Source organism: Bordetella tumbae (assembly GCF_054780995.1).
Genome location: NZ_BAAGVG010000004.1, coordinates 165,910 through 190,867, shown reverse-complemented (window position 1 = coordinate 190,867; position 24,958 = coordinate 165,910). Strand labels below are relative to the sequence as shown.

Here is a 24,958-nt window from a genome sequence, read left to right as displayed (position 1 = left end):
GCGTCAACGTGTTTGATACACGCTCGGGTAAATGCAGGCGGCTGGCCCTACGCGATCGACGCGGCCTATCGCGTTCGATGAAACACGATGGCTTTACTGCAACGGATGTGCTTGATGGGCTTTATCCGGATATTCCATCCAGTGGAATTCATGGGCTCTCAAACGCGGTTTCGGGAACTACAGTCTGCTTTCGGGCTGCTGCACAGAGGGGAGGTTGCTGTGGCCGCTACAGAGAAACTGAGAACAAGGAGACGTCCGAATGAAATCATTTTTGCCGCGTGTGCTGATGCATGCGTGTGTCGCTGTCGTTGGCAGCGCTTGCATCACGACGGCGCTGGCCGCGTATCCCGACAAACCCATCCGCCTCGTTGTGCCATTCTCACCTGGGGGCGGCACTGATTTGATTGCGCGTACCCTTGCAACGGGCATGGCCAAGGATCTCGGGCAGCCTGTCGTCGTAGAGAACAAGCCCGGCGCAGGCACGATGATAGGCACGGACAATGTCGCTCGAAGCGCTCCCGATGGATATAGCGTCGTGGTCGCGTCTTTTGCACACGCGGTCAATCCCTCTTTGCAGCCGAAACTGCTTTACGGCAGCAACAAAGCCTTTGCGCCAGTGATGCTCATCGGCCGGGGGCCTAACGTCCTGGTGGTGCGTCCAGACGGCCCCTATCATTCAGTCAGCGATGTTCTGCAGGCGGCAAAAGCCAGCCCGGGAAAATTGACATATGCCTCGCAGGGTATTGGGACCTCTGCACACTTGGCAGGCGAGATGTTTGCCAACTTGGGAAAAGTCTCGCTCACGCACGTACCGTATCGTGGCGCGGGGCCTGCCCTGACTGATTTATTGGGTGGACAGGTCGACATGATGTTTGCTACCGCCGCAGCCGTTTCTGCCTTTATCGACAATGGCAAACTGCAAGCGATCGGGGTGACCACGGCTGAGCCATCCGCGGCCTTCAAGGGCGTACCGACGATCGCGTCCACCGTACCGGATTACCAGGTAGAAAGCTGGTACGGCTTGTATGTCCCCGCGGGGACACCGGGTCCCGTCATTGATCGATTGAACGCATCGGCCCGTAAAGCCGCCGCATCGCCTGAATTTGCGAGCAAGATTGAAGAAGAAGGCCTGAAAGTCACTGCCGGTGCGCCTGCAGAGCTGGATGCCTATGTCCGGGGCGAAGAGGCTCGATGGACGCGTGTCGTCAAGGAAAACAACCTCAAACCTGAATAGGATTGTCGGTTAGCCGCTTTCGCGTTGGACCAGCGTGAAGCCGACATCCTGGATGGGGTTGTCCGGCGCAATGCCTTCGATACGATTGATCAGCATGCTGGCCGTGCGCCGTCCGATATCCTCGTGATCCACCCGCACGGTAGTCAGGGCAGGGGTGACGTTGCAGGCAAAATCAAAGTCGCCAAACCCCACAACGGCGAGATCCTCTGGAACACGCAGTCCGCGCAATTGCGCTTCCATCAGGGTGCCCAAGGCCACCATGTCAGTGGCCGAGAAAATAGCATCGACATCGGGATCGCCCTCTAGCGCTCGAACCAGGCCGCTGCGTCCGTGGCCGAGCTGGCTGGGAGGTTCAATCACGAACGACGAGCCTTCCTGCAAATGGCGGCCCGCGATACCCAGGCGCAGGGCCTCATCGGCAAAGCCGTGGAATCGCGCCGCCGTGCGTGCCTCCGTTGCTGCGATAGAGGCAACACAGCGCCTGCCTTGTTCATGGAAATAGCGCGCAATGGCCACACCCACGTCATAGTGAGAAAACCCGACCAGCATATCGATGGGAGTATCGGTCATTTCCCAGGTCTCTACGACCGGGATGCCTGATGCGGCGAGATGCTGCCGCGCACGGGGCGACTCCATCAGTCCTGTCAGCACAATCCCGTCTGGCCGGCGGGCAATCACCGAGTCCAGGACCACATCATCGCGTGAGCGGTCATAGCCGCGTTCGCTCAACATCACCTGATAACCGGCCTCGACCAGTATTTCCGTCATGGCATGCACGGCCAGCAAAAATGCCGAGCCCGAGGCAATGGATGGCACCATCAGCGCAATCATTCGCGTGCGTTTTGAACGCAGTCCGGCCGCATGCAGATTCGGCACATAGCCGCTGTTGGCAACGGCCTCGAGTACCTGTTTGCGCGTGTCATCGGATACCAGATGAGGTTGATTCAAGGCGCGCGACGCCGTCATGACGGATACGCCCGCCTGGCGTGCGACGTCGGTCAGCGTGACGCCGCCACCGCTGCGCCGTCCGGGGCGCGTCGTGGTTTTGCTCACCTTAGAATCCTTGCGAATACTTGTCACGTAAAAACTCCACCAGGCATTTCACCGATTGCGGCACATGCGCGGACCAGGGGCGCAAGGCATAGAGTTTGCCACCAAAAAAGCCATGCACCCGCCAGTTGGGCAGGACCTCGACGAGACCATTGGGGGGCGTCGTCACGGCACTGAAGTCTGGCAGCATACCGATTCCCGCGCCTTCGAGTACGGCTTGACGCAGGACCTCGCTGTTATTTGCCCGAAAATTGGTGCGTATCGGTATCACGATGGGCTGCGCCGATTGGCGCCGTCCTTCGCGCACGAACGACCAGGTTTCATAGGTGCGATTGCCGAGATAGGTGACACAGGCATGATCGCTCAGGTCACGCGGATGCTGCGGCTGGCCGTGAGTCTGCAGGTATTGCGGGCTGGCGACCAGCATCGAGCGCGACGAGCAGAGCTCCCAGGCGATGTAGGATTCCGGCGGATGATCGGTATGGCGGATCGCCAGGTCAAAGCCCTCGTGCGCCAGGTTCACCAGGCGGTCGACCAGCTCCAGGTCGATGCGCACCTCAGGATATTGCCGTAGAAATGCAGGCAGGACCGGCGCCAGGTGCTGCCGGCCAAACGCGACAGGCGCTGTCACGCGCACCGTGCCGCGCGGTACATCCGACAAATCCTTGACGGCCAAAAACCCTGCGCTGATGCGATCGAACGCCGGCGCCGCATTCTCGACCAGATTGTGTCCCGCCTCGGTCAACATGACGTGCCGTGTCGTGCGGCGCACCAGCGGCAGGCCGACGGCCTTTTCCAGCGCATTGATGCGAGTACTGACCGAGGCCTTGGACACGCCCAGGCGTTTGGCCGTCTGGGTAAAGCTGCGGGTTTCCGCCAGGGCGGTCAATAAATAAATATCCGCCACGAGCGGCGCAATCTGATCAGTGGCCATTGTGATGATTCCCGGGCTGATGATTGTTCATTTTATCAAACACTGATGTTGCAAAAACGGTCTTCTCGCGAGCCGGTCGCAGCCGTAGACTGAGGCTGTTTTCCGATCAACTCAATCTGGATACCGCTCGTGACTACCGCATCCTCCAACGCTTCCACGCCCCTGATTGGTCACTGGATCGACGGCCATCGTGTCGATCCGCAATCCCCTAAAACCCGCGACGTTTTCAACCCCGCGTTGGGACAGGTGTCGGCGCGTGTCGCATTGGCCGAGCCGACAGATGTCCAGGCTGCCGTGGCCTCCGCCCGCAAGGCATTTCCCGCTTGGGCCGCCACGCCGCCGCTGCGCCGTGCACGGGTGTTGTTCCGTTTTCTCGAGTTGCTGCATCGCCACCAGGACGATCTGGCCCGCCTCATTACCTCCGAGCACGGCAAAGTATTCAGTGACGCCCAAGGCGAAGTCGCCCGCGGTATCGACATTGTCGAATTCGCGTGTGGCGCGCCGCAGTTGCTGAAAACCGACTTCACCGAACAGGTGTCGTCCGGCATGGATAACTGGACCTTGCGCCAGCCGCTGGGCGTGGTGGCAGGCATCACGCCGTTCAATTTCCCGGTGATGGTGCCCATGTGGATGTTCCCCATGGCGCTGGCCACCGGCAATACCTTCATCCTGAAGCCCAGCCCGATTGATCCCAGCGCATCGTTGTTCATCGCCGATCTGCTCAAGCAGGCCGGCCTGCCCGATGGCGTTTTCAACGTGGTGCAGGGCGATCATCATGCCGTGCAGGCATTGATCGAAGACCCCGACGTCAAGGCAATTTCGTTTGTGGGCTCGACGCCGGTCGCGCAACAAATCTACGAATCTGGCGCACGCAACGGCAAGCGCGTACAAGCCTTGGGTGGCGCCAAGAACCACATGGTCATCATGCCCGATGCGGATCTGGATCAAGCCGTCGATGCCTTGATGGGCGCTGCCTACGGCTCGGCTGGTGAGCGCTGCATGGCGATCTCGGTTGCTGTCTTGGTCGGCTCTGCTGCCGATCAGGTCGTGCCGCGCGTAGCCGAGCGCTTGAAGCAACTGAAAGTATTGAACGGTACGAACGCCCAGGCTGAAATGGGCCCCATCGTGACAGCGGAAGCGCGTCAACGCATTGCCGGCTATATCGACATCGGCATCAACGAAGGCGCGACCCTGTTGGCCGATGGCCGCGAGTTCAAGGGCGCGCAGGCAGGCGAGGGCTGCGACAATGGCTTCTGGCTGGGCGGTACGCTGTTCGACAACGTCACCCCTGACATGCGCATCTACAAAGAAGAAATCTTCGGCCCGGTGCTGTCGTGCGTGCGCGTGCCTGATTTCGCCTCGGCGGTGCAATTGATCAACAACCACGAGTTCGCCAATGGCGTCAGCTGCTTTACGCGTGATGGCAACGTCGCGCGTGAGTTCGGCCGCCAAATCGAGGTCGGCATGGTGGGCGTGAATGTGCCGATTCCCGTGCCGGCGGCATGGCATGGTTTTGGCGGTTGGAAACGTTCCTTGTTTGGCGACATGCACGCGTATGGCGAAGAGGGCGTACGCTTTTACACCCGTCAAAAGAGCATCATGCAGCGCTGGCCTGAGAGCATCGGCAAGGGCGCGGAATTCGCCATGCCGACGATACGCTGAGGGTAATCGGCGGCCGCATCGATCCAGGTGCGGCCGTTGGGCACGACGCGCGCATCCTTGATGCTGGTGCGTGCGTCGAGTGAGAGGGTGTGCAGGCCTCGCTGCAAAGGCGGTATTTCAGCAATAAGTCCCTAGGCCTTTACGGACGCATTCCGTCGCACGCCGAGTCGAGTTTTCAAACCCCGGACGGATTATGGCCGCCGGGGTTTCGCACATTATCGATACCAAATAATCGCGCCATCCCGCCGCGCAGGTGATCGACCATCGCCGTGCGTGCCGCCTCGGCGTTGCCCGTCCTGATCGCTTCGCCAATCGCGCGATGTTCGTGGCGGACATCGACCGCACGTCTGACCATCGGCAATGGCGAGAGCTCGCGGATCAGTTTGATGGAAACCCGCGTTTGTTCAGCCAGCGCAGCCATTGTCATGCTGAAAAAACGATTGCCGCTGGCCGCCGCGATGGCGTCATGAAAAGCAATGTCTTCTTCGATTCCGACTTCACCTCGCGTCCAGGCGGATTCCAGCAGGCGCTGACGCCGTTCGATTTCCGCGAGCATCTGTGCATCGGTGCATCGAGCGGCCTCGGCAGCGCTTTCGCCCTCGATCAGACAGCGAAACTCCAAAAAGCTGCGCACATCCGGAATGCTGTGCAGCGGGCCGAACGTCGTGCTTTGCAGGGCAGGCGGTTTCCCGACAAAATTTCCCGAGCCGCGCCGGGCATAGACCCATCCTTCTGAACGTAATCGGGCCAGGGCCTGGCGCAGGACTGGACGCGATACGCCCAGCCTGCGCGCCAGTTCGTCTTCGCTGGGGAGCCTATTGTCTGGCTCCTGCTTTTCGATGATTTCCAGCACCTGCTTGTAGGCGAAATCGCTGAGCGGGGAAATGGCCATTAGCGTCGTCCATGATCTGTAAATCGATATTGCCAAAGTAGTAATACTACTTTGTCATTTTATTGACAAGATAACTGCTCGCCACGAGCATGACAACTCGCGCACAGATCGGTGTGATTCGGTTCCGATTCCGATTCCGGCAATACCCGATTCGCCTTTCCTTTCCACAGACAAGAGCAGATTCACGGCATGGCTACCATCACGGCATTACGTAGTATTCGCATCAACGAACGTCCCAATCTGATTTGGGTGGAAATCGAAACCGACGAGGGTTTGATTGGCCTGGGCGAGTCATTTCGCGGCGCGCAAGCCGTCGAGGCCGTTCTGCACGAGACCGTTGCGCCCTGGCTGTTGGGTCGCGATGCCCGGCATATCGAAGCTGTCTCGCAGCAGCTCATGAACCCATACCTGGGATTTCACAGCGCCAGTGCCGAGGTTCGTGCAGCGAGCGCCGTCGATATCGCGTTGTGGGACTTGGCGGGCCAGCGCCAAGGCGTGCCGACCTACATCGCCATGGGCGGGGGCGTGCGTGATCGTATCCGTGCCTATAACACCTGCGCCGGCTACGCCTACAACACGGGGGGCGTGGCGCGCCGCAGCACCGACGGTACTGAGCTGTCCGCCGGGCCGTACGATGACCAGATCGCGTTCATGCGCGACGCGGGAACTCTGGCACAAAGCCTGCTGGACGAGGGTTACTCCGCCATGAAAATCTGGCCCTTCGATGCCTATGCGGCTGCCACGGGTGGGCATTTGATTAGCGCACAAGATTTGAAGCGAGGTCTCGAGCCCTTTAAAAAAGTCCGCGAGGCCGTGGGTGACCGCATTGAAATCATGTGCGAACTGCACAGCCTGTGGGGCGCCAATGCGGCATTGCGTATCTGCCGCGGACTGGAGGACTACGGCGTCTTCTGGGCCGAGGACCCCATCAGCAAGATGGACGATGCCCAGGCGCTCGCAGACTTGCGCCGTCAGACCAGCGTGCCGATTTGCGGCAGCGAGACACTGGCCGGTACCGTGCCATTCCGTGATTTGCTGGCCAAAGACGCTTTGGACATCGTGATGCTGGACCTGGCTTGGTGTGGCGGCCTGACCGAAGGACGCAAAATCGCCGCATTGGCCCAAGCCTACGCACGGCCATTGGCGCCTCACGATTGCACGGGCCCCGTCACGCTGATCGCCGGCCTGCACCTGGCCATGCATGCGCCTACGGCGATTTTCCAGGAAGTCGTGCGCGCCACATTGAGCACCTGGTATCGCGATCTCGTGACGCATTTGCCTATCGTCGACAACGGCATGGTGCTGGCGCCCAGCGCGCCAGGGCTGGGGACGAGTTTGAATCCTGCGATCAAAACCAGACAAGACGCTGTTGTGCGCGAGAGCGTGGCGAAGTCGTGACGTAAATCGGTCTCGCATAACGGCATCACTACATCCACACATATCGATAAATAAGCGACGCCGCCGTCCGCGCGGCCGCTCAAATGCTTACACCAGGGAGACAAAACAATGAAAAAACTATTGGCCACCATGATGCTGTCATGCGCCGCCTTCACCGCAGCCGCACAAACGCCTTGGCCCAAAGAAAAGCCCGTGCAAGTCGTCGTGCCGTTCCCTGCAGGAGGTGCCACCGATACGCTCGGCCGGATGATGGCAGAGCAACTGCAGCGCCGCTTGGACCAATCGTTCGTGGTGTATAACCGGCCCGGCGCCACGGGCACCATCGGCGGCGGACAGGTCGCGCGCGAAAAACCCGATGGTTATACGCTGATGTTTTCCTCGCTGGGCACCTACGTCATCGCGCCGCACCTGATCAAATCCACGCCCTACGACGCTCTCAAGGATTTCGATTACATCACCGTCGCGGTACAGACGCCCAACGTCCTGGTCACGCCACCCACCAAATCGGCACGTACAGTACAAGACGTCATCGCCGAATTGAAAGCCAAACCCGGGCAAGTCAGTTTCGCCAATTCGGGTTACGGCGCCTCGGATCATTTATCTGCCGAAGTCTTTCTGCAGCAGACGCATACCGAAGGCATGCACGTGGCCTACAAGGGAGGCGCTCCCGCGATCAATGATTTGATGGGCGCCCAAGTCGATTATTCATTCCAGAACGTGAACTCCGTATTGCAGTACATCCGCGCCGGTAAATTGCGCGCCATCGCTGTGACCGGCGAAAAGCGCTCCGCCGTGCTGCCCGACGTGCCTACGCTGACTGAAGCCGGCGTGCCGAATGTCGTGATCTATTCCTGGCAAGGGTTATCGGCCCCCAAAGGCTTGCCCGCCGATGTCAAAACCAAACTCGCCGAGACCGCGATCGCCAGTTTCAAAGACCCTGAAGTCGCCCGTAAACTCGAAGAGCAGGGCCTGGAGATCGTCGCCAATACGCCCGCGGAGTTCACTGCTTTCCAGGCTCAGGAATTCAAGCGCTGGAAAGATCTGATCGAGGAGCGCGGGATCACGATCGAATAGGCTGGCGTGCGCCGGGCGTGGGCCACAGCGCATAAGGCCCGGCGGTCAGTTGCTCCTTCAGGAAATTCACGCAAACGCGGACCTTGGTCGACTCAGACAATCGACCCGTCGTTACCGCCCAGATATCGGCCGGCCATCGATACGCGGGCAGTACGTGGACCAAGGTCTTGTCATTCAGGCTCTTGGCGCAATCCCATTCTGCTAGCCGCACAATGCCATGTCCATCCAGTGCCCATTGCCGGATGATGTCGTTATTGTTGGACGACAGCGTGCCTGTCACTTTGACTGATTCCAACCCTTTAGGGCCAGTCAAACGCCACGTACCGAACGGCTGGTCACGTTCGCGGAAAACAAGACAAGAGTGTTTCGCCAGATCAGCCAGTTGTGTGGGCGTCCCATGCCGTTCCAGGTAGGCGGGGGCGGCGCATAGTATCCGGTGGCTTTGCAGAATGCGGTGCGCAACGAGATGCGGTTCTGGCACTTGCCCGATCCTGATATCAATATCGAACCCTTCGCTCAGCAGATCAACAGGGCGATCCAATACGGTCAGCGAGATCTCCAGCTGCGGGTAGCGTTTGGCCAGCAATGAGATGGCTGGCGCCACGTGATTGCGACCGAGACGAAAGCTCGAACTCACACGCAATGCGCCTTGCGGCTCGCTGTCGTCTTCGGCAAGTGCATCACGCATTTGTTGCACACTGCCCAGAATTCCCCGGGCCCATTCATACGTTTTTTCTCCCTGATGGGTCGTACTGATCTGCCGCGACGTGCGATGCAATAGCCGGACACCCAGGTCGTCTTCAAGCAAACCAATACGTTTACTGACATAGGACGGCGACATGCCGAGCTCGGTCGCCGTTCGCACAAAGCTTCCATGGCGGACGACTTCGACAAACAAACGCAAATCAGAGAGGTTGGGTAGATTGGCCACGATTCGTGCATCATGAAGTGACAATCTGCCTGATTGTAGATCTAACTGTGGCCTCTATGATTTCTCCCGTGCCGTGTTGGCGAGCCATGTTGATGGCGAACCACGGTAGCCGGTATGGCCCGATTGACGGGCCATGTCATCTAAAAATGGGGAGACAATATGGTTGGCCTGACAAAGGTGATATTGCGCTTGGCTGCGGGCGTTGCCGTGGCTGTGGCGGGGGCAGGCGCTGTGAGCGCTGCAGAATCGAACTATCCAAATCGAGCCGTCACATGGATCGTGCCGTTCGCTGTCGGTGGGCCGACCGATGCGGTGGCTCGCACGGTCGCACAACGTGTTGCGACCGAACTCGGGCAGTCGATCATCGTTGACAACGTTCCAGGGGCGGGCGGCACGCTAGGCGCAACGCGTGCCGCGCGGACCAAGCCCGATGGCTATACCTTATTCGTTGGCCATATCGGTACCATGGCGGCAGCGCCTTATTTGTTCAACGCTCTCAACTACGATCCGTTGCGGGACTTTGTGCCGGTATTTCGCTTTCCGGATACGCCTATGGCGCTGTTGGTAAGGAGCGATTCGCCCTTCAAGACGGCTAGTGAGTTATTCGAGGCCGCGCGTAAAAATCCGGAGAAGCTGACCTTCGGGACAGCAGGGGTGGGGTCGTCTTCTCATTTGGCTGCAGAACACCTGGCAGCCACCATCAAAGCCAAATTCACCTTTGTTCCCTACAAGGGGACAGGCCCCGCCATGACAGACCTGATGGGCGGCCAGATCGATGTGATGTTGGATCAGACCAACGTTGCGTTGCCTCAGGTGCAAGGCGGACGTCTCAAGGCATTGGCGTTGACATCGCAGTCGCGCATGCCGCTTTTCCCGGGCGTTCCGACATTGACAGAGCGTGAGTTGCCGGGCTTCTTGGCGTCCACCTGGTATGGCATCTATGCGCCTGCTGGAACTCCCTCGGTTGTGATCGACGTATTGCGAGAAGCCTATCTGAAAGCCCTGGCAGACAAATCATTTACCGACGGACTGAAAAATAACGGTATCGATGTGTTGGCCGCTGATCAGGTCAAGCCGGGTCCATTTGGTGATTTCACGCGCAGCGAACAAGCCAAGTGGCAACGTGTGATTCGCGACGCAGGGATCACACCGCAATAGCGATCATGAATATGGCCCGTCACGTCGAGTGAGGTGAGGGGCTTGTTCGGCAATACCCGTAGCCAGACATCCTGGCTACGGAGTGGCAAACCACATAAAAGGGAAGTCAATGAAAATCGTCCATGTCGAAGCCATCGCGTTGGATATGAATTTGAGTCAAGTATTCAAGGGGGGAACGTACCAGGTCAGCACTCGACCTACCATCATTACGCGTGTGCATCTGGAAAACGGCCTGATCGGCGAGACCTACGGTGGCGATGAGTTTCATACGCAACGCGAGATCGTGCGGGTCATTCGTGAGCACATGGCGCCGCTGTTGATCGGCCAGGACGTGCGTGATTTTCAGCGTCTGTGGGATGCGATGTTCAACATTGACCTAGACCTGGGCAACAGAGGTTTGCATCAGCTGGACATGCATCCGCGTGGCATTCTGATGCAGGCGTTGAGTTGTCTGGATAACGCCATGTGGGACGCGAGAGGAAAGCTCTACGGCGTGCCGGTTTATAAACTGTTAGGCGGTGTACGGGACCGCGTACCCGTGATTTCTATCGGCGGGTATTACCCCAAGGACGGCAAAGATCCCCTCGACGCCATTGCCGAAGAAGTCGATATGGTGCGTGCAGCGGGCTGCATCGGCATCAAGATGAAAGTCGGACGGGCCAGCCTGGACGAAGACCTCGCCCGCGTGCGTGCTGCCCGCAAGGCAGGAGGCCCCGACTTCGTGATTACGGTCGATGCCAACCAGGGGTGGGATCCGTTGGATGCGGTCAAATTCTGCGTGGAAATGGAGCGCGCCGATCTGGGCGTGCGGTGGATGGAAGAGCCGATCAAGTGGTACGACCAGACAGACGGCTTGATGCTCCTGGCTACGAAAACCTCTATTCCGATTAACGTGGGCCAGGGGGAAATCAGCGGGCGGGCCTGCCGGGATTTGATTACCAAAGGGGGCGTTTCAATCCTCAATCTGGATTGCACGCTTTGTGGCGGCGTGACCGAGTGGCAACGTGTAGCAGACATGGCTCGCTTCATGAATGTCGAGATGGCGCATCACGAGGAACCGCAAGTCGCGATCCATTTGATCGCGGCGAATCCTCATGGCCTCTTTGTTGAAATCTTTGCCAACAAGCAGCGAGACCCCTTGTTATGGGAACTGCCCGATGGATTTCCAAAGATCAAGAACGGTTATATGGAAGTCCCTCAGGAGCCTGGGCTAGGGGTACGTTTACGCGAAGACGTTATCGAGCGATATCGCGTTGATTAACGCTGGTGTTGTGCAAGCGCCTTATCGCCAAAGTGAACGAAAAAGTCCGTTCGTATAAGTCAGTCTAGTCAACATCGCGGCAACTCGTCACCATGCTGGGAATGCGCTCTCTTTTGGAGCGCTTCTTGATTTCAGGAAAAGCATGGTTCGAGGTTTATGCGCAGGCGTGCTGTCACTGTGTCTCACTGGGTGCATGACAGGGCCAAATAATGCACCCGGCTGGCCACGCGATGGCGCGCCTGTGACTGACTACGATTTCAACTGGCGGTTGTCCGGCGATCCCATGGTCGCCCCATTGCAGGTGTTCAGCGGAGCCGGACGTATCTGGCTGCAGTTCGCGCCGGGGCGTACGCCTCCGGCGTTATTCGCGCAAACGCCCACCGGACTGCAACCGCTGCCGTATGAACGGCAGGATCCCTACGTCATCGTGGACGGTATGTGGCCCGTATTGATTGTGCGCGGCGGGCATCAGGTGGCGCGAGTAGAAAAGCAGCATATGCCGCACGTCTCCGATGTTGACGACTCCGGTCGTGGCAGGGGATCGAGGAGCGCGCCGTGAAAGGCAGTCGAAGTATGTTTCAGCTCACGTTGTTGGTATCTTGTATGATACCATTTTGATTGCGCTAAGGACCTGAATGATTGGCGTGAGCGAGGCGAACTATGAGTGCACGTGACACAAGCTACGACGGATCGACCATTGCGGCAATGCGTGATCCTGTAGAAGCCGCGGCCTATCTGGCGGCAGTAATCGAGTTGGACGATCCGGCTGCCTTGCTTGTGGCATTACGGCAGGTTGCCAAGGCGCACGGAATGGCGGAGGTGGCACGCCGGGCGGATGTGGGTGAGAAAACCTTGTTTCGTGCGCTGTCCGACAAGGGGAATCCGACACTCACCACGGTACACAAGGTGCTCCATGCGATGGGGTTGCGCCTCAGCGTGACAGCGATTTGAGCGGTAGGAAAACGGACCTCGACGCTCAGAAATCCGTCTGCCGTTCCGGATGTGCAGCCCTGCGCGGCATACCGCTCGACGCATGCCGCACGGCTTCCAGAAAACGTCGATGAGATTCGCTATTGCCTACATCATTACGAACAATCGCCGCCACCGGCGGCAAGTTCCATTCGATGGTGTACGGGACGATCGCCACGCCCGCGATATGCACGAGCTCAGTCGCAATATCCGCTGGCAATAGTGACACCGCACGTTCGGACGAGGCGATGATTTCACCGATGAGCTTTGCCGAATAACCCTCAGTGATCGGCACGGGTGGCGCAATGCCGGCCTGGATGAACAGGCTGGCGACCTGCTCGCGCAGCGCGGTGTTCGGCTCTCCCAGCACCCAATCCAGTTCAGCCAGTTGCGCCCAGGACAGCGGCACTCGGCCCAACTGCGCCGCCAATTGTCTGCTGCTGATGAGTCTGGCCTGTTGATGATAGAGCGGCTCGAACACCAGTCCTTGCAGGTCCAATTGGGGGCTTGCCCGCGCAATGACCACATCCAATTCATGATCGCGCAGCGCGCGCAGCAGGCTCTCGCTGGTGCCGTCGTGAATGCGCACAGCCAACCGTTGAGTGCCGGTCTGCACCGCACAGACGGCATCGGCGATCAACCGCCCCGAAACATACGGCGTCACGCCCACGTGCAGGCGTGCAGCCAGGCCGACGCTGGACGCCTCCATATCCCGCACCAGGTGCCCCAGGTCCTGCAAGATCGCCTGCGCTCGGGCCGCCACCACACGCCCCATGTCGGTGGGGGCCATCCCGCGCGCCGTCCGCACGAACAGCGGAGCGCCAAACATGGACTCCAGTTCCGACAACGTATTGGTCACCGCGGGCTGGCTGGTCGCCATTTGCTCGGCGACCCGCGTCAGCGAGCCGAGCCGATGAACCTGCACGATCAACTGCAGGTGGCGCATTTTGAGCCGGGAAATCAGCCGGCGGACAACGTCATCGGAGGAAAAAACGGATTCGGACATGCCGGAATGGGGTGAGATATTAGATAAATGATATGGATATATCTTTAATCAGAATATTTCAATGATAACTCACCCCATAGAATGGCTGTTCTTTCGCACAATTCGCCGTCATCAGGAAAATCACCATGAGCGATCGCCAAGCCGCCCTCGACTACCACGAGTTTCCCGTTCCGGGAAAAATCTCCATCGCTGCGACCAAGCCGCTGGTCACTCAGGGTGATCTCGCGCTGGCCTACACCCCCGGCGTCGCCGCCGCCTGCGAGGAGATCGCCGCGGACCCGGTCAATGCCTTCCGGTTTACGGCCCGTGGCAATCTGGTTGGCGTGATCACCAACGGCACCGCCGTACTGGGGCTGGGCAATATCGGCCCGTTGGCCTCCAAGCCTGTCATGGAAGGCAAGGCCGTACTGTTCAAAAAATTCGCCGGCATTGACGTATTCGATATCGAAATCGACGAGACCGACCCTGACAAACTGGTCGATATCATCGCCTCACTAGGCCCTACCTTTGGCGGCATCAACCTCGAGGACATCAAGGCGCCCGAGTGTTTCACCGTCGAACGCCGGCTGCGCGAACGCATGAGCATCCCCGTGTTCCACGACGACCAGCACGGAACCGCGATCACCGTGAGCGCGGCATTCATTAACGGGTTGAAAGTCGTCGGCAAGGACATCACACAGGTCAAGGTCGTCGCATCCGGTGCTGGTGCCGCGGCGCTGGCCTGTCTGGACCTGATGGTGGATCTGGGCTTGCCGCGTGAAAACATCTGGGTCACCGATATCGAAGGCGTGGTGTACGAAGGACGTACCGTGCTCATGGACGAGCAGAAAGCCACTTTCGCGCAGAAGACCGATGCGCGTAAATTGGCCGACGTCATCGCCGGGGCCGACGTGTTCCTGGGCCTGTCCGCCGGCGGCGTGCTAAAGCCCGAAATGGTCGCAGTTATGGCCGCTCGGCCGTTGATCCTGGCGCTGGCCAATCCCACGCCAGAGATCCTGCCCGAGGTGGCTCATTCGGTCCGCGACGACGTCGTCATGGCTACCGGACGCTCGGATTACCCGAATCAGGTCAACAACGTATTGTGCTTTCCGTACATTTTCCGTGGCGCGCTGGACGTAGGCGCCAGCACGATCACGCGCGAAATGGAGATGGCCGCAGTCCGTGCGATTGCAGCCCTCGCCGAGGAAGAACAAAACGAGGTCGTGGCGGCCGCTTACGGGACCTACGACCTGCGGTTTGGTCCTAACTACTTGATCCCCAAACCTTTTGATCCGCGTTTGATCGTGCGCATCGCACCCGCCGTAGCCGCTGCCGCGATGGAAAGCGGTGTGGCGACACGGCCTTTGGCGGACCTAGAGGCGTACGCCGAACAACTGCAGCAGTTCGTCTACCGTTCCGGCGCTTTCATGAAACCGCTGTTCGCCAGCACCAAACGTCTGGTGCGTACAGGCGGCAAGGCCCGCATCGTCTTTACCGAAGGCGAGGACGAGCGCGTCCTGCGGGCGGTGCAGGTGGTGGTCGATGAGGGTCTGGCCAAACCCATCCTGGTCGGCCGTCCGGCCGTGTTGATGGCGCGTATCGAGAAATTCGGATTGCGCCTGCGCCTGGGCCAAGACGTCGAAGTGACCAATCCCGAATTCGACGAGCGTTTTCACCAGTACTGGACGACGTACTGGGACAAGATGTGCCGTCGTGGCATCACCAAGGAAATGGCCCGTGTGGAAATGCGCCGCCGCATGACCTTGATCGGCGCGATGATGGTGCACCTGGGCGACGCGGACGGCATGATCTGCGGCACCGTGGGGGCGTATCACGATCACCTGCGGTTTATCGACGAAGTCATCGGCCTGCAACCAGGGCACGACGTCTACGCCGCGATGAATATCCTGTTGCTGAACGAGCAGACCATCGCGCTGGTCGACACGCACGTCAATGATGACCCCACCGCCGAGCAGATTGCCGAATACACTGCAATGGCCGCTCAGACCATGCGGCGCCTGGACGTGATGCCCAAGGTCGCCCTGTTGTCGCGTTCGAACTTCGGCTCGGGCAGCTCCGCATCCGGCGCCAAAATGCGCCGGGCGCTGGAGTTGATACATGAACAGGCGCCGGACCTCGAGGTGGACGGCGAAATGCACGGCGATTGCGCGCTGGACGAGGCGCTGCGCCAGCGCCTGTTGCCCGAGTCTCCCTTGAAAGGCGCGGCCAACCTGCTGGTCTGCCCGAATGTGGACGCGGGCAACATCGCCTATAACCTGCTCAAGACCGTCGCGGGCGGCAACGTCGCCGTGGGGCCATTCCTGTTGGGCGTCAACGCGCCGGTGCATATCCTGACCTCGAGCGCCAGTGTCCGTCGGATCGTCAATATGGCGGCGCTGGCGGTGTTGGAGGCTAACGGCGGATTGGGCTAGGCCGCACATTTTCGAGCGCGGTTTAGTCAGGGGTTCTTCTGGGGCTGCATTCTGTATGCAGCCCCAGTGCTCGATGCCGCACGCGAGCCAAAACAACACTTGACTTAAAGTCAGCTTTAATTTCTAGACTTCAGCCATCCTCGAGTCCGGATGCATCACTTGCAGTGACCCGCTGCAGGGGGACACTGTTCAGATATCCAGAACAGGCGTCGCGCACCGGCTCATGAACCTGTGATTGGCTGACATGACACCACCAACCAGTACCTCCTGGCGCAACATCGCCCTGGCGATCCTTGCCGCGCTCATCGCCTCATTCCAGATTGGCAAGGCCATCATCGCTGCGCCCTTGTTGCAAGGCGATCCATTGCATCTGAGTTTGGGGCAAACGGGACTGGTGATATCGGCCTTGGCGATTGTCGGCGCCATATTGGCGATGCCGCTCGGCGTGCTTATTGCACGCTTTGACGCGCGTAAGGTCCTCGTGGGCGGATTGGTCATCATCGCGGTGACCAGCTTTTTGGGCGGTGGCGCGTCGAGCGTCGCAGTCTTGCTGGTATCACGCGTTCTCGAGGGCATAGCCGTTGTCATGCTCTTGATCTGCGCGTCGAGTATCGTCGGGCGTCAGGCGTCCCTCGAAGACCGCGACTTGGCGATGGCCTTTTCGAGTACTGCCGTTCCCAGTGGGATTGCGTTGGTGATGTTCACGACCACCCTGATCTCATCGTTGGGTCAGCCGCTGTCATGGCCTGCGATTTGGCACATCAACGCGGGATTGGCCATCGTATGCGCCATCGTGATGTTGTTAGGCTTGCCGTCGATGCCTGCCATCGCATCGCCACATCTCGATGGAACACCTTCCCGGAATCCGCAGACGGGGAGCGCGTGGCATGCCATACGCGATGTGGGCATAGCACGTGGCCCGCAGTTCATCGCGATCTGTTTCGCCCTGTACGCGATTGTCTACTTTGCGTTTTCCGGATTTCTGCCCTTGTTGCTGCGCGATCTTCTGGGCCTGGCGCCCATACAAGCAGGCTTTGCGAGTGCGGCAATCGTGGCGTCCAATGTGGTGGGGAACATTGGTGCAGGCATGTTGATGCGGCGCGGCATTGCCTCGCGCCGGATTGTGTCGGCCAACTTCATTATTGCAGCCCTCTGCATACCGGCGTTGTTTTGGCTGCACCTGCCGCCCGTCGTTGCCGTTGCTGTTGCTGTGGCAATGATCGGCTGCATGGGCGGCATCCCAGGCGCGTTGACTGCCATTGCGCCCAGAGTGGCTCCCAGCCCTGCGCTGGTCGCACCGACGATTGGCTTGATGTTGCAGGGCAGCTATGCGGGCCAATTGATAGGGCCGATGTCAGCTGGCGCGCTGGCACAAGCCGGCGGCTGGACATTAGTGGCACTGATGCTGTTACCGCTGGCGGTAGGCGGTGCGATGTTGGCACGTAAGCTCTAAACTGCATCTAGTTCAAGACGGGGAGACACCCGCATGCGATTCAGCTTGCGTCAGATGGAAGTATTTCGAGCGGTCATGCTGACCGGCTCGATCAAAGGAGCATCTCGCTTGCTCTTTACCTCGCAGCCTGCGCTGAGCCGCATTGTCGCGCATACGGAGTTGACGCTGGGGCTGACACTATTTAACCGGGTCAAAGGCAAACTGGTCCCAACCTCAGAGGCCGAGGCCCTGTTTCGCGAGGTGGATCAGTGCTACCAGCAGGTGCTGCGCGTGGACGATTTCGCGCGTGGGCTGGTCAGCGGCCCGTCGGGGGTGCTGAATCTGGCGTGCAGTCCCGCGCTCAGCCGTGGCATTGTGGCGCGGACGATCACTCGGTTCGTTCAGCAGTATCCCAATATTCAGGTGAACTACTGCCTGACGCTCTTGAACAGCATGGCGCAAGACGTATTGAGCAACAAGGTGGACCTGGCCATCTCCGTGCTGCCCGTCGAGCATCCCAATCTGCATGTAACGCCGTTCTTGTCCGGCCGTATGGTGTGCGTCGTGCCGCGCGGCCATGTGCTGGCCGAGCTGAAATGCGTGAGCATCGCGGATCTGGCGAGATATCCGTTGATTGCCCATCACCCCAGCATCCCCTTTGGTCAGCTGGTGTCGGCGGCATTCAACAAGGCCAATATCAGTCTGCAGGCATCCATCTATATTCATCACACCGACATGGCCTGCAGCCTGGTGCGAGCCGGCGCCGGCGTCGCGATGGTGGATCAGTTCACCGCCGAGAGCATGGACTGGCCGGACATTCAGGTATTGCCGCTGGCAGAAGATATTCCGCTGAATCCCAGTATCGTGCGATCGGCCTTCGATACCGGAAAGACGCATGCCACGAAGTTTATCGAGCTATTGCTGAAGCACGATTAACCTGAAGCTATACCCCATCGAGGAATCAGCACTCGCCCAGTTCCCTCCCGATCCCTAGGATTCCATTGATGACGCCAGGCCATTGGCCGGCGCGAATCGTGAATCCTGTGGAGACAGCAATAATGAAGTTGGGACTGATAGGTCTGGGTAACATTGGTCAGCATTTTGCAAATCGTCTGTTGGCCGCCGGCCATGAGCTGATTGTGCATGATCGCTCGTCTGCGGCGCAGGAGCGCATCGTGGCGCGTGGCGCAAAAGGCGCGGGCAGCGTCGAGGAACTGGCGGAGCAGACGCCCATTGTGCTGTTGTGTTTGCCGATGCCCGCTGTTGTCGCCGAGGTTGGCGCCCAAGTCGCCAAGGTAAAGAACGTACGTATCCTGGTCGACTTGTCGACGACGGGGCCGTCCGTTACCAAGACTGTCGAAGCCTTGTTGAGCCAGCAGGGTATCGCCATGATCGGCTCGCCTGTCAGCGGCGGTACGGTGGCTGCGGAAAAGGGCACGTTGGCCGTGATGGCGGCCGGCCCTAAAGAGGCATTTGACGAAATCGAGCCGGTGCTGCGCGTCATCGGCAAGAACGTGTTCTATCTCGGGGCCGATCCCAGTCTGGGTCAGACCACGAAAATCATCAACAACACGCTCTATGCCACCAGCATGGTGGCCAGCTGCGAGGCCCTGGTCTATGGCGTGAAGGCCGGGCTGGATCCTCAAACGCTGCTGGACGTGATCAATGTCTCCAGCGGACGCTCGTTCGCGACGCTGGAACGTATTCCGCAATGCGTCCTGGACCGCAGCTTTCCCGTGCGTTTTACGACAGAGTTGCTGCACAAAGACGTCAAGATGTGCATCGACGAAGCCGAGAAACTCGGTGTTCCCATGTTGGTGAATCCGGCGGCGCGGCAATTTCTGGCGTTCGCGATCACACAGGGCGACGGCCAGCGCGACAACGTCTATCCCATTCGGCATATCGAGCAATGGGCGGGCGTGGAGTTTGGCGCCAAGCCGCAGTGACGGCGGCGCACTGAGACAGATGAGGAGACAGTTAATGAAGCGACGTCTGTTCGCGGCCTTGGTGTGCGCCTTGCCCGTGCTAGGGTGGGCGGCCTATCCAGAAAAGCCTGTTCGTTTGATCGTACCCTTTACGCCGGGCAGCATTACGGACGTGGTGGCGCGTGCGCTGGCCCAGGGCCTGGATAGCGAGTTGGGGCAATCTGTTGTAGTCGAAAATCGCGCTGGCGCCAACGGCACAGTGGGCACGGCTTCCGCGATACGCTCCGAGCCGGATGGGTACACCTTGTTCATGGTAGGCGTCAGTACTGGGGCCAGCAACGTCAGTGCATTCAAGTCCTTGCCCTATGACCCCCGCAAGGATTTCGCACCCATCGGTCTCGTTGCCGAAGCGCCTTTCATGTTGGTCTCGCGCGGCGATTTGCCGGTAAATAGCGTAAAGGGCCTGATTGACTACGCCAAAGCGAATCCGGGCAAACTCTCCTATGGCTATGGATCGGGTAGCGCGCAGTTATGCGGTGCGCAGGTCGTGTCCATGGGCGGGTTTACCGCCACGGCCGTGGCCTACCGTGGCGTGCCCCAGGCCATGACAGACCTGATGGGCGGGGTATTGGATTTCACGATTGCCGACATGGTCAACGGCCTGCAGCAGTCGCGGGCAGGGCGCGTTAAAGCCCTGGGTGTCACCAGCAAGACGCGTTCGCCATTAGCCCCGGAGTTGCCTAGCCTTGCAGAGGCTGGGCTGCCAGATTACGACTTGAACGTATGGTTCGGCGTAGCCGCTCCGGCCGGCACGCCGGCAGACGTGGTTGCGCGTGTCAACACCGCCTTGGGGAGCGTCTTGCGGTCCTCATCGGTGCAGCAGCAGTTCGCGACCAATGGGCTGACTGTGCGCACGTCTACCCCTGAGGGGTTCCAGCAATTGATCGCATCTGATATCGACAAATGGGGCAAGGTGTTTGCCGATGCCGGTCTAACCCCTCAGTAGCCATTATCGGCACGGCATAGCATGCCGTGCCGGCATTTATTTTCATTCACGAAACAAAGGAGTCAATCCATATGGCAATCCAGATCCGCAAAAAACTGTTGAACGTCGAGTCGATCTATCACGAAGGCGGCCCCGTGCGTGACAAGCCTATCAAGATGGCGTCGATCGCGGTGGTCATCAAGAATCCCTATGCGGGCCGCTATGTAGAAGATCTGTCTCAGCTGGTCGAGGACTCCAAAGTGCTGGCCAAGGAGATCGTGCCCGAACTCATGGAAGCCGTAGGCGGACCCCAGAACGTCGAGGCCTACGGCAAAGGCGCGATCGTGGGGGTGAATGGTGAACTGGAACACGGGGCCATCTGGCATGAGGCCGGCGGCTGGACGATGCGTGCGGTGTTGCCCAAAGCAAAATCCATTGTGCCCGCAGCCAAGGTAGTCGCTTCGGCAGGCACTCGCTTGCAGATCCCACTGCATCATATCGAAGCCTGCTATGTGCGCAGCCACTTCAGCACCATGGACGTAGGCGCCATTGACAGCCCGCGTCCCGATGAGCTGCTGTACGCATTGGTTGTTTCCACCGGTACTCGTGTACATGAGCGCCTGGGCGGCTTGCGCGCCGATAATCTGACGGTTGGTGACGGCCAACGTTGAGTGTCTTCGCCCTCACCAGAGCACTGGAATGAGGGCGTGCGATATGGCGCATTTCCACTTTGGGACGGCGCCATATTTTTATAAATCGATAGGTGTTGCGCGGATCCCGATGTCGGGGCGACGCACGCCAGCAAGGAGACAAGCATGATCAAGACAGTTACCACCATCATGGCAGGCGTGATGTGCCTCGCCGCTGCCCCTTTGGTTCACGCTGAAAATTGGCCCACGCGCCCAATTACGTTGGTGGTGCCGCTGGCCCCTGGCGGCAGCACCGATGCAACTGCGCGCTTGATAGCCCAGAAGCTGCCGAAAGAGCTGGGACAGCCTGTGGTAGTCGAGAACCGTGCAGGCGCGGGTGGCAATATCGGTGCGGATTATGTGGCAAAGGCTGCGCCGGATGGATACACCTTCCTGATGCATACCAGTACGTTGATGACCAACGTGACGCTCTACAAGAAAATGCCGCTCGATGTGCAAAAGGATCTGGCTCCGGTGTCTCGCGTTTCGCTCATCCCGAACGTCCTGATGGTCAATACGAGTTTTCCGGCCAAGACGCTGGCCGATTTCATTAGCTATGTGAAAGAGCACAAGAGCGCCGTCAATTACGGTTCCGCAGGTAATGGCACGTCGCAGCAGTTATCGGGCGCCTTGTTCGGCCAGATGGTGGGTGCGGATATGACGCATGTACCCTATAAGGGCGGCGCACCCGCGAACACTGATCTGCTGGCAGGCCAGATACAAGCCGTTTTCTCGCCTATGGTCGAGATACTGCCGTTCATCGATAGCGGAAAACTGCGCCCATTGGCGGTCACTACGGCAGAACGGTCGCCACGGTTACCTGATGTGCCGGCAGTGGCTGAAGCCTTGCCCGGCTATGAGATCGTATTATGGAACGGGGTATGGGCGCCCGCAGGCACACCCAAGCCTATCATTCAGCGTATGAACCTGGCCATCAACGCGGTGCTGAACGATCCAGATGTGAAGAAAATCCTGCGTGATCAGGGTTCGACTCCCGCGGGTGATACGCCGGAAGCTTTCCAGCAATTGGTGGGTACCGAAATCAAAAAATGGGGCGAGCTGGTAAAACTGTCGGGCGCGAGTATTCAATAATCAAATCCCGTTGACGGAGACATGTTGCATGAAACCTGTATTGCTGGTCCTGGTGTTTTTGTCAGAAGAGCATCGTGTTTTGGTAAGCGAGCGATTCGACATGATCTACGCACCGAATGCGCATTTGGGCAAGGACCGGTCCAACGGTGAGACGCAGATCGCTGCCCGTGGACATGAAATCAAAGTGGTGTTGACGAATGGCACCAACGGCTTATTGGCCAGCGAAATCGACCGCCTGCCCGCGTTGGAGCTGATCTGTACGGTGGGTGTCGGTTATGAAAATGTGGCCGTTGAACATGCCAGAGCGCGTGGGATCCCTGTTGCCAATGCGGCGGGTACCAACGATGACTGTGTCGCCGATCATGCGATGATGCTGTTGTTGGCGGCTATTCGACGTTTACCCTTTCTCAATAATGGCGTACGGCATGGCTTGTGGCGCGACGATATTCCGCGTCCGCCGCATGTGTCGTATCGTCGGCTGGGCATTTTGGGCATGGGGGCGATCGGGAAAAAAGTCGCTCGCCGCGCCTTGGGTTTCCATATGGAAATCGGCTACCACAACCGCCGGCCACGCGAGGACGTGGATTTTCAGTACTTCGGGGACGTGAAAAGCCTGGCTGAATGGTGCGATTTTCTGGTGGTTGCTGCGCCCGGGGGCAAGGAAACGTATCACATCATCAATGAGACCATCATCAATGCCATCGGCCCGCAGGGCGTGCTGGTGAACATTGCTCGTGGCACATTGGTCGATACGGACGCGGTCGCACAGGCATTACGCGATGGCAGATTGATGGCGGCGGCGCTGGACGTCTACGAGAACGAGCCTACACCGCCGCAGCCGCTGCTGGATCTGGATAATGCTGTGTTGACCCCGCATATCGCTGGGATTTCGCCACAGGCGATTGATATGTCGGTGCGTAAGTTCTTGGAAAATGCGGAGCAATTCTACGCGGGTAAGCCTTTGGTTACGCCGGTTGGGTGATGGTTATGTCTGGATGACTCTGAGTAGCGTTGGTCTTGTTATGTTATGCGGTACTCATTGATCGAGGGTGGCGTGCTTATTGGACGTCGAGCCGAGGCAATCGGGCCGTGAGGGCTTCACAAAGCCGGTCCGGCGCGCGGGCGCCGGACATCGTGTTCGCTCGCTTCGTCCGGCCCCTTCGGGCCTACCTTCAGCATCCGCTCCACTCGGCTTTGAGGCGCCCTCCCGGCCCGATTGCCTCGGCTCGACTCGCAGTAATTCAAGCTCATCACATCGCTGGCACGAGTCTCTTGCTTGGCGTTTTTCTGTGACCGTGTTGGCAAAGAGAAAGATCTTGCGGTGCTGCTATTCGCGCGTGCCCTGCACACGCGCGAATAGCGATCGGTCCGGGCATGCGGCGGGGTGGCGTAGTGCCAAGTTGGAAGATCTGCTTGGTGATAGTTGATGCCTGTGACGATGACGCATAGCGAATCTCCAGGTGTCACGACGCCGTCACTCGAGAGATCTTCCGTTCATCCCTGATGCCAAGACCGTCGCATGCCGATCACGAACGCGATTCATGGCCGCGCTCGTAGGCGGCCATGAATCGCCACCCTGCAAGATCTTTGTCTTTGCAGAAATCATTGCCCACGAAGCCTACGTAGACAGTTCGTGCCAGCGACGAGGGAACAAGAGATGCTGCGAGTCGAAGCGGGGCAGTGACCGTGTTGGCGCGCCTCGTGGACGAGCGAGGGAAACCGAAGGAGCGTAGCGACGAGGTTGACGAAGCGGTGTCGGCCGCGCAGGCGGCCGACCGGCCACGTGAAGCGCCAACACGGTCACTGCCCCGCTTCGACGTCCACCAGAACTCATGTCCCCGTCCTGCTCACACCTAGTTCGTCTTCCCCATCAACACCACCAGCGTCTTCATCCGCTGCCCCAGTTGCTGCAGCTGTTGAGCCCATTGCTTTCCAGGCAAAAAAGCCAGTACAGGCGCATCGGCCTTGCCTGCCTCCAGAAATCCTGGATCTTTCATTGTGGCTTGCACTGCATCCTGTACGCGTTGTGCGATGTCATCAGGCAAGCCAAGCGGCCCCGCTATCCCGCGCTCGGATGATATTTTCAGATCATAGCCTTGCTCGGCCAGCGTAGGGACATTGTTGGTAGCGCGTTTGTCGGCCCAGATCGCCACACCTGTCAGTGGAACGCCTGGCTGTCCGAGCTCCAATACCTCGCCCGTGGTCATCATGACGTAATCGACATGTTTGCCTAACAGCGCAGTCTTGGCTTCGCCGTTGCCTTTAAAGGGAATGGACATGAACTGGAATCCCGCATCCCGTCCCAACTCCAGCATCCCCAGATGCCCTGTCGTTCCTTCGCCGGAATGTCCTATCGAGAACGGCGTTTTCTTGGATTGTGTGATGAATTCTTTTAGCGTGACAGGCTTGCCCGCATCTCGATTGGCCACCAGCATGATCGGATCGTCGACGATGCGGGCGATGAGTCGGATCTGATCCGGGTGATAAGAGGTCTTGCGATACATCGGCTGAAAAATAAAGCCCGGTATATTGACCATGCCCAAGGTATATCCATCCGGTTTGGCATGCTGAATATAGTTGGCAGAGATCTCGCCGCCTGAGCCCGGCTTGTTGACCACGACGATCCGGGCCGACTCTCCCAGGCGCTTTTCCATAAAGCGCGCCAGATTACGCGCCATGACATCAGTGCCGCCGCCGGGGGCAAAGCCCACCACCAGTTCGATGGGTCTATCGTTGGGCCAAGCCGCCATGGCCGGCTGTGACAGCATGCCAGCGCTTACCAACAGGATACTGCCGAGCGTCTTTCCCATGGATTTGTCTCCGTATATAGGTATATGGGATGAGAGGGCAATGTA

General features: G+C 59.1%; 22 protein-coding genes. 16 read left to right on the top strand and 6 right to left on the bottom strand.

The window, feature by feature from the left end; genetic code table 11:
- Positions 1 to 286: 286 nt before the first annotated feature.
- Complete coding sequence (locus ACYVI2_RS04200; RefSeq protein ID WP_415821570.1) at positions 287 to 1,234, top strand: tripartite tricarboxylate transporter substrate binding protein; 948 nt, start codon at positions 287 to 289, stop codon at positions 1,232 to 1,234.
- A 9-nt stretch (positions 1,235 to 1,243) separates the two neighbouring features.
- Here ACYVI2_RS04200 and ACYVI2_RS04195 read toward each other — a convergent pair whose 3' ends face one another.
- Complete coding sequence (locus tag ACYVI2_RS04195; protein WP_415821558.1) at positions 1,244 to 2,287, bottom strand: LacI family DNA-binding transcriptional regulator; 1,044 nt, start codon at positions 2,285 to 2,287, stop codon at positions 1,244 to 1,246.
- A gap of 1 nt (position 2,288) precedes the next feature.
- Positions 2,289 to 3,218, bottom strand: coding sequence for a LysR family transcriptional regulator (locus ACYVI2_RS04190; protein WP_415821557.1), 930 nt, complete (start codon positions 3,216 to 3,218; stop codon positions 2,289 to 2,291).
- Between the two features lie 162 nt (positions 3,219 to 3,380).
- Here ACYVI2_RS04190 and ACYVI2_RS04185 point away from each other — a divergent pair, with 162 nt between their 5' ends.
- Positions 3,381 to 4,880 carry a CoA-acylating methylmalonate-semialdehyde dehydrogenase gene (locus ACYVI2_RS04185; RefSeq protein ID WP_415821569.1) on the top strand — a complete coding sequence of 500 codons (1,500 nt, stop codon included), beginning with the start codon at positions 3,381 to 3,383 and terminating at the stop codon, positions 4,878 to 4,880.
- 175 nt (positions 4,881 to 5,055) lie between these two features.
- Here ACYVI2_RS04185 and ACYVI2_RS04180 read toward each other — a convergent pair whose 3' ends face one another.
- Positions 5,056 to 5,772, bottom strand: a complete 717-nt coding sequence (locus tag ACYVI2_RS04180) for a FadR/GntR family transcriptional regulator (protein WP_415821556.1) — start codon at positions 5,770 to 5,772, stop codon at positions 5,056 to 5,058.
- Between the two features lie 189 nt (positions 5,773 to 5,961).
- On the opposite strand from ACYVI2_RS04180, the gene ACYVI2_RS04175 reads away from it, so the two are divergent.
- Positions 5,962 to 7,170 carry a mandelate racemase/muconate lactonizing enzyme family protein gene (locus ACYVI2_RS04175; protein WP_415821555.1) on the top strand — a complete coding sequence of 403 codons (1,209 nt, stop codon included), beginning with the start codon at positions 5,962 to 5,964 and terminating at the stop codon, positions 7,168 to 7,170.
- Positions 7,171 to 7,278: 108 nt separating this feature from the next.
- Positions 7,279 to 8,244 carry a Bug family tripartite tricarboxylate transporter substrate binding protein gene (locus ACYVI2_RS04170; protein ID WP_415821554.1) on the top strand — a complete coding sequence of 322 codons (966 nt, stop codon included), beginning with the start codon at positions 7,279 to 7,281 and terminating at the stop codon, positions 8,242 to 8,244.
- On the opposite strand, the gene ACYVI2_RS04165 is transcribed toward ACYVI2_RS04170, so the two are convergent.
- Positions 8,231 to 9,175, bottom strand: coding sequence for a LysR family transcriptional regulator (locus tag ACYVI2_RS04165; RefSeq protein ID WP_415821553.1), 945 nt, complete (start codon positions 9,173 to 9,175; stop codon positions 8,231 to 8,233). The genes ACYVI2_RS04170 and ACYVI2_RS04165 overlap by 14 nt on opposite strands.
- 159 nt (positions 9,176 to 9,334) lie before the next feature.
- Between ACYVI2_RS04165 and ACYVI2_RS04160 the strand changes: the two genes are divergently transcribed.
- From ACYVI2_RS04160 to ACYVI2_RS04145, 4 genes are all read left to right on the top strand, one after another.
- Positions 9,335 to 10,333, top strand: coding sequence for a Bug family tripartite tricarboxylate transporter substrate binding protein (locus tag ACYVI2_RS04160; RefSeq protein WP_460490268.1), 999 nt, complete (start codon positions 9,335 to 9,337; stop codon positions 10,331 to 10,333).
- Between the two features lie 109 nt (positions 10,334 to 10,442).
- On the top strand, positions 10,443 to 11,594 hold the full coding sequence (locus tag ACYVI2_RS04155) for a mandelate racemase/muconate lactonizing enzyme family protein (protein WP_415821551.1): 1,152 nt from the start codon (positions 10,443 to 10,445) through the stop codon (positions 11,592 to 11,594).
- Positions 11,595 to 11,835: 241 nt separating this feature from the next.
- Complete coding sequence (locus ACYVI2_RS04150) at positions 11,836 to 12,153, top strand: TrbG/VirB9 family P-type conjugative transfer protein (RefSeq protein ID WP_415821550.1); 318 nt, start codon at positions 11,836 to 11,838, stop codon at positions 12,151 to 12,153.
- Positions 12,154 to 12,254: 101 nt separating this feature from the next.
- Positions 12,255 to 12,545 (top strand): addiction module antidote protein, encoded by a 291-nt coding sequence (locus ACYVI2_RS04145; protein WP_415821549.1) that lies wholly within the window; start codon positions 12,255 to 12,257, stop codon positions 12,543 to 12,545.
- Positions 12,546 to 12,570: 25 nt separating this feature from the next.
- Here the strand turns inward: ACYVI2_RS04145 and ACYVI2_RS04140 are convergent, their stop codons facing one another.
- The gene (locus ACYVI2_RS04140) at positions 12,571 to 13,569 is read right to left on the bottom strand and encodes a LysR substrate-binding domain-containing protein (RefSeq protein WP_415821548.1); all 999 of its coding nucleotides are present in this window, start codon (positions 13,567 to 13,569) and stop codon (positions 12,571 to 12,573) included.
- Between the two features lie 125 nt (positions 13,570 to 13,694).
- On the opposite strand from ACYVI2_RS04140, the gene ACYVI2_RS04135 reads away from it, so the two are divergent.
- The 8 genes from ACYVI2_RS04135 to ACYVI2_RS04100 all read left to right on the top strand — a co-directional run bounded on the left by ACYVI2_RS04135 (position 13,695) and on the right by ACYVI2_RS04100 (position 23,085).
- On the top strand, positions 13,695 to 15,980 hold the full coding sequence (locus ACYVI2_RS04135) for an NADP-dependent malic enzyme (protein WP_415821547.1): 2,286 nt from the start codon (positions 13,695 to 13,697) through the stop codon (positions 15,978 to 15,980).
- Positions 15,981 to 16,224: 244 nt separating this feature from the next.
- Entirely contained in the window at positions 16,225 to 17,433 is a 1,209-nt protein-coding gene (locus ACYVI2_RS04130; RefSeq protein ID WP_415821546.1) for an MFS transporter, read from the top strand.
- Positions 17,434 to 17,466: 33 nt separating this feature from the next.
- Entirely contained in the window at positions 17,467 to 18,348 is an 882-nt protein-coding gene (locus ACYVI2_RS04125; RefSeq protein WP_415821545.1) for a LysR family transcriptional regulator, read from the top strand.
- A 68-nt stretch (positions 18,349 to 18,416) separates the two neighbouring features.
- On the top strand, positions 18,417 to 19,358 hold the full coding sequence (locus ACYVI2_RS04120) for an NAD(P)-dependent oxidoreductase (RefSeq protein ID WP_415821544.1): 942 nt from the start codon (positions 18,417 to 18,419) through the stop codon (positions 19,356 to 19,358).
- Positions 19,359 to 19,392: 34 nt separating this feature from the next.
- Positions 19,393 to 20,343 (top strand): Bug family tripartite tricarboxylate transporter substrate binding protein, encoded by a 951-nt coding sequence (locus ACYVI2_RS04115; RefSeq protein WP_415821543.1) that lies wholly within the window; start codon positions 19,393 to 19,395, stop codon positions 20,341 to 20,343.
- 71 nt (positions 20,344 to 20,414) lie between these two features.
- Positions 20,415 to 20,993: an amino acid synthesis family protein gene (locus ACYVI2_RS04110; RefSeq protein ID WP_415821542.1), complete on the top strand. Its 579-nt coding sequence runs from the start codon at positions 20,415 to 20,417 to the stop codon at positions 20,991 to 20,993.
- 144 nt (positions 20,994 to 21,137) lie between these two features.
- Positions 21,138 to 22,103, top strand: coding sequence for a tripartite tricarboxylate transporter substrate binding protein (locus tag ACYVI2_RS04105; protein WP_415821541.1), 966 nt, complete (start codon positions 21,138 to 21,140; stop codon positions 22,101 to 22,103).
- Between the two features lie 28 nt (positions 22,104 to 22,131).
- A complete protein-coding gene (locus tag ACYVI2_RS04100; protein ID WP_415821540.1) occupies positions 22,132 to 23,085 on the top strand; it encodes a 2-hydroxyacid dehydrogenase in 954 nt (317 codons plus the stop codon).
- 871 nt (positions 23,086 to 23,956) lie between these two features.
- Here the strand turns inward: ACYVI2_RS04100 and ACYVI2_RS04095 are convergent.
- Positions 23,957 to 24,913, bottom strand: coding sequence for a tripartite tricarboxylate transporter substrate binding protein (locus tag ACYVI2_RS04095; protein WP_415821275.1), 957 nt, complete (start codon positions 24,911 to 24,913; stop codon positions 23,957 to 23,959).
- Positions 24,914 to 24,958: the final 45 nt, after the last annotated feature.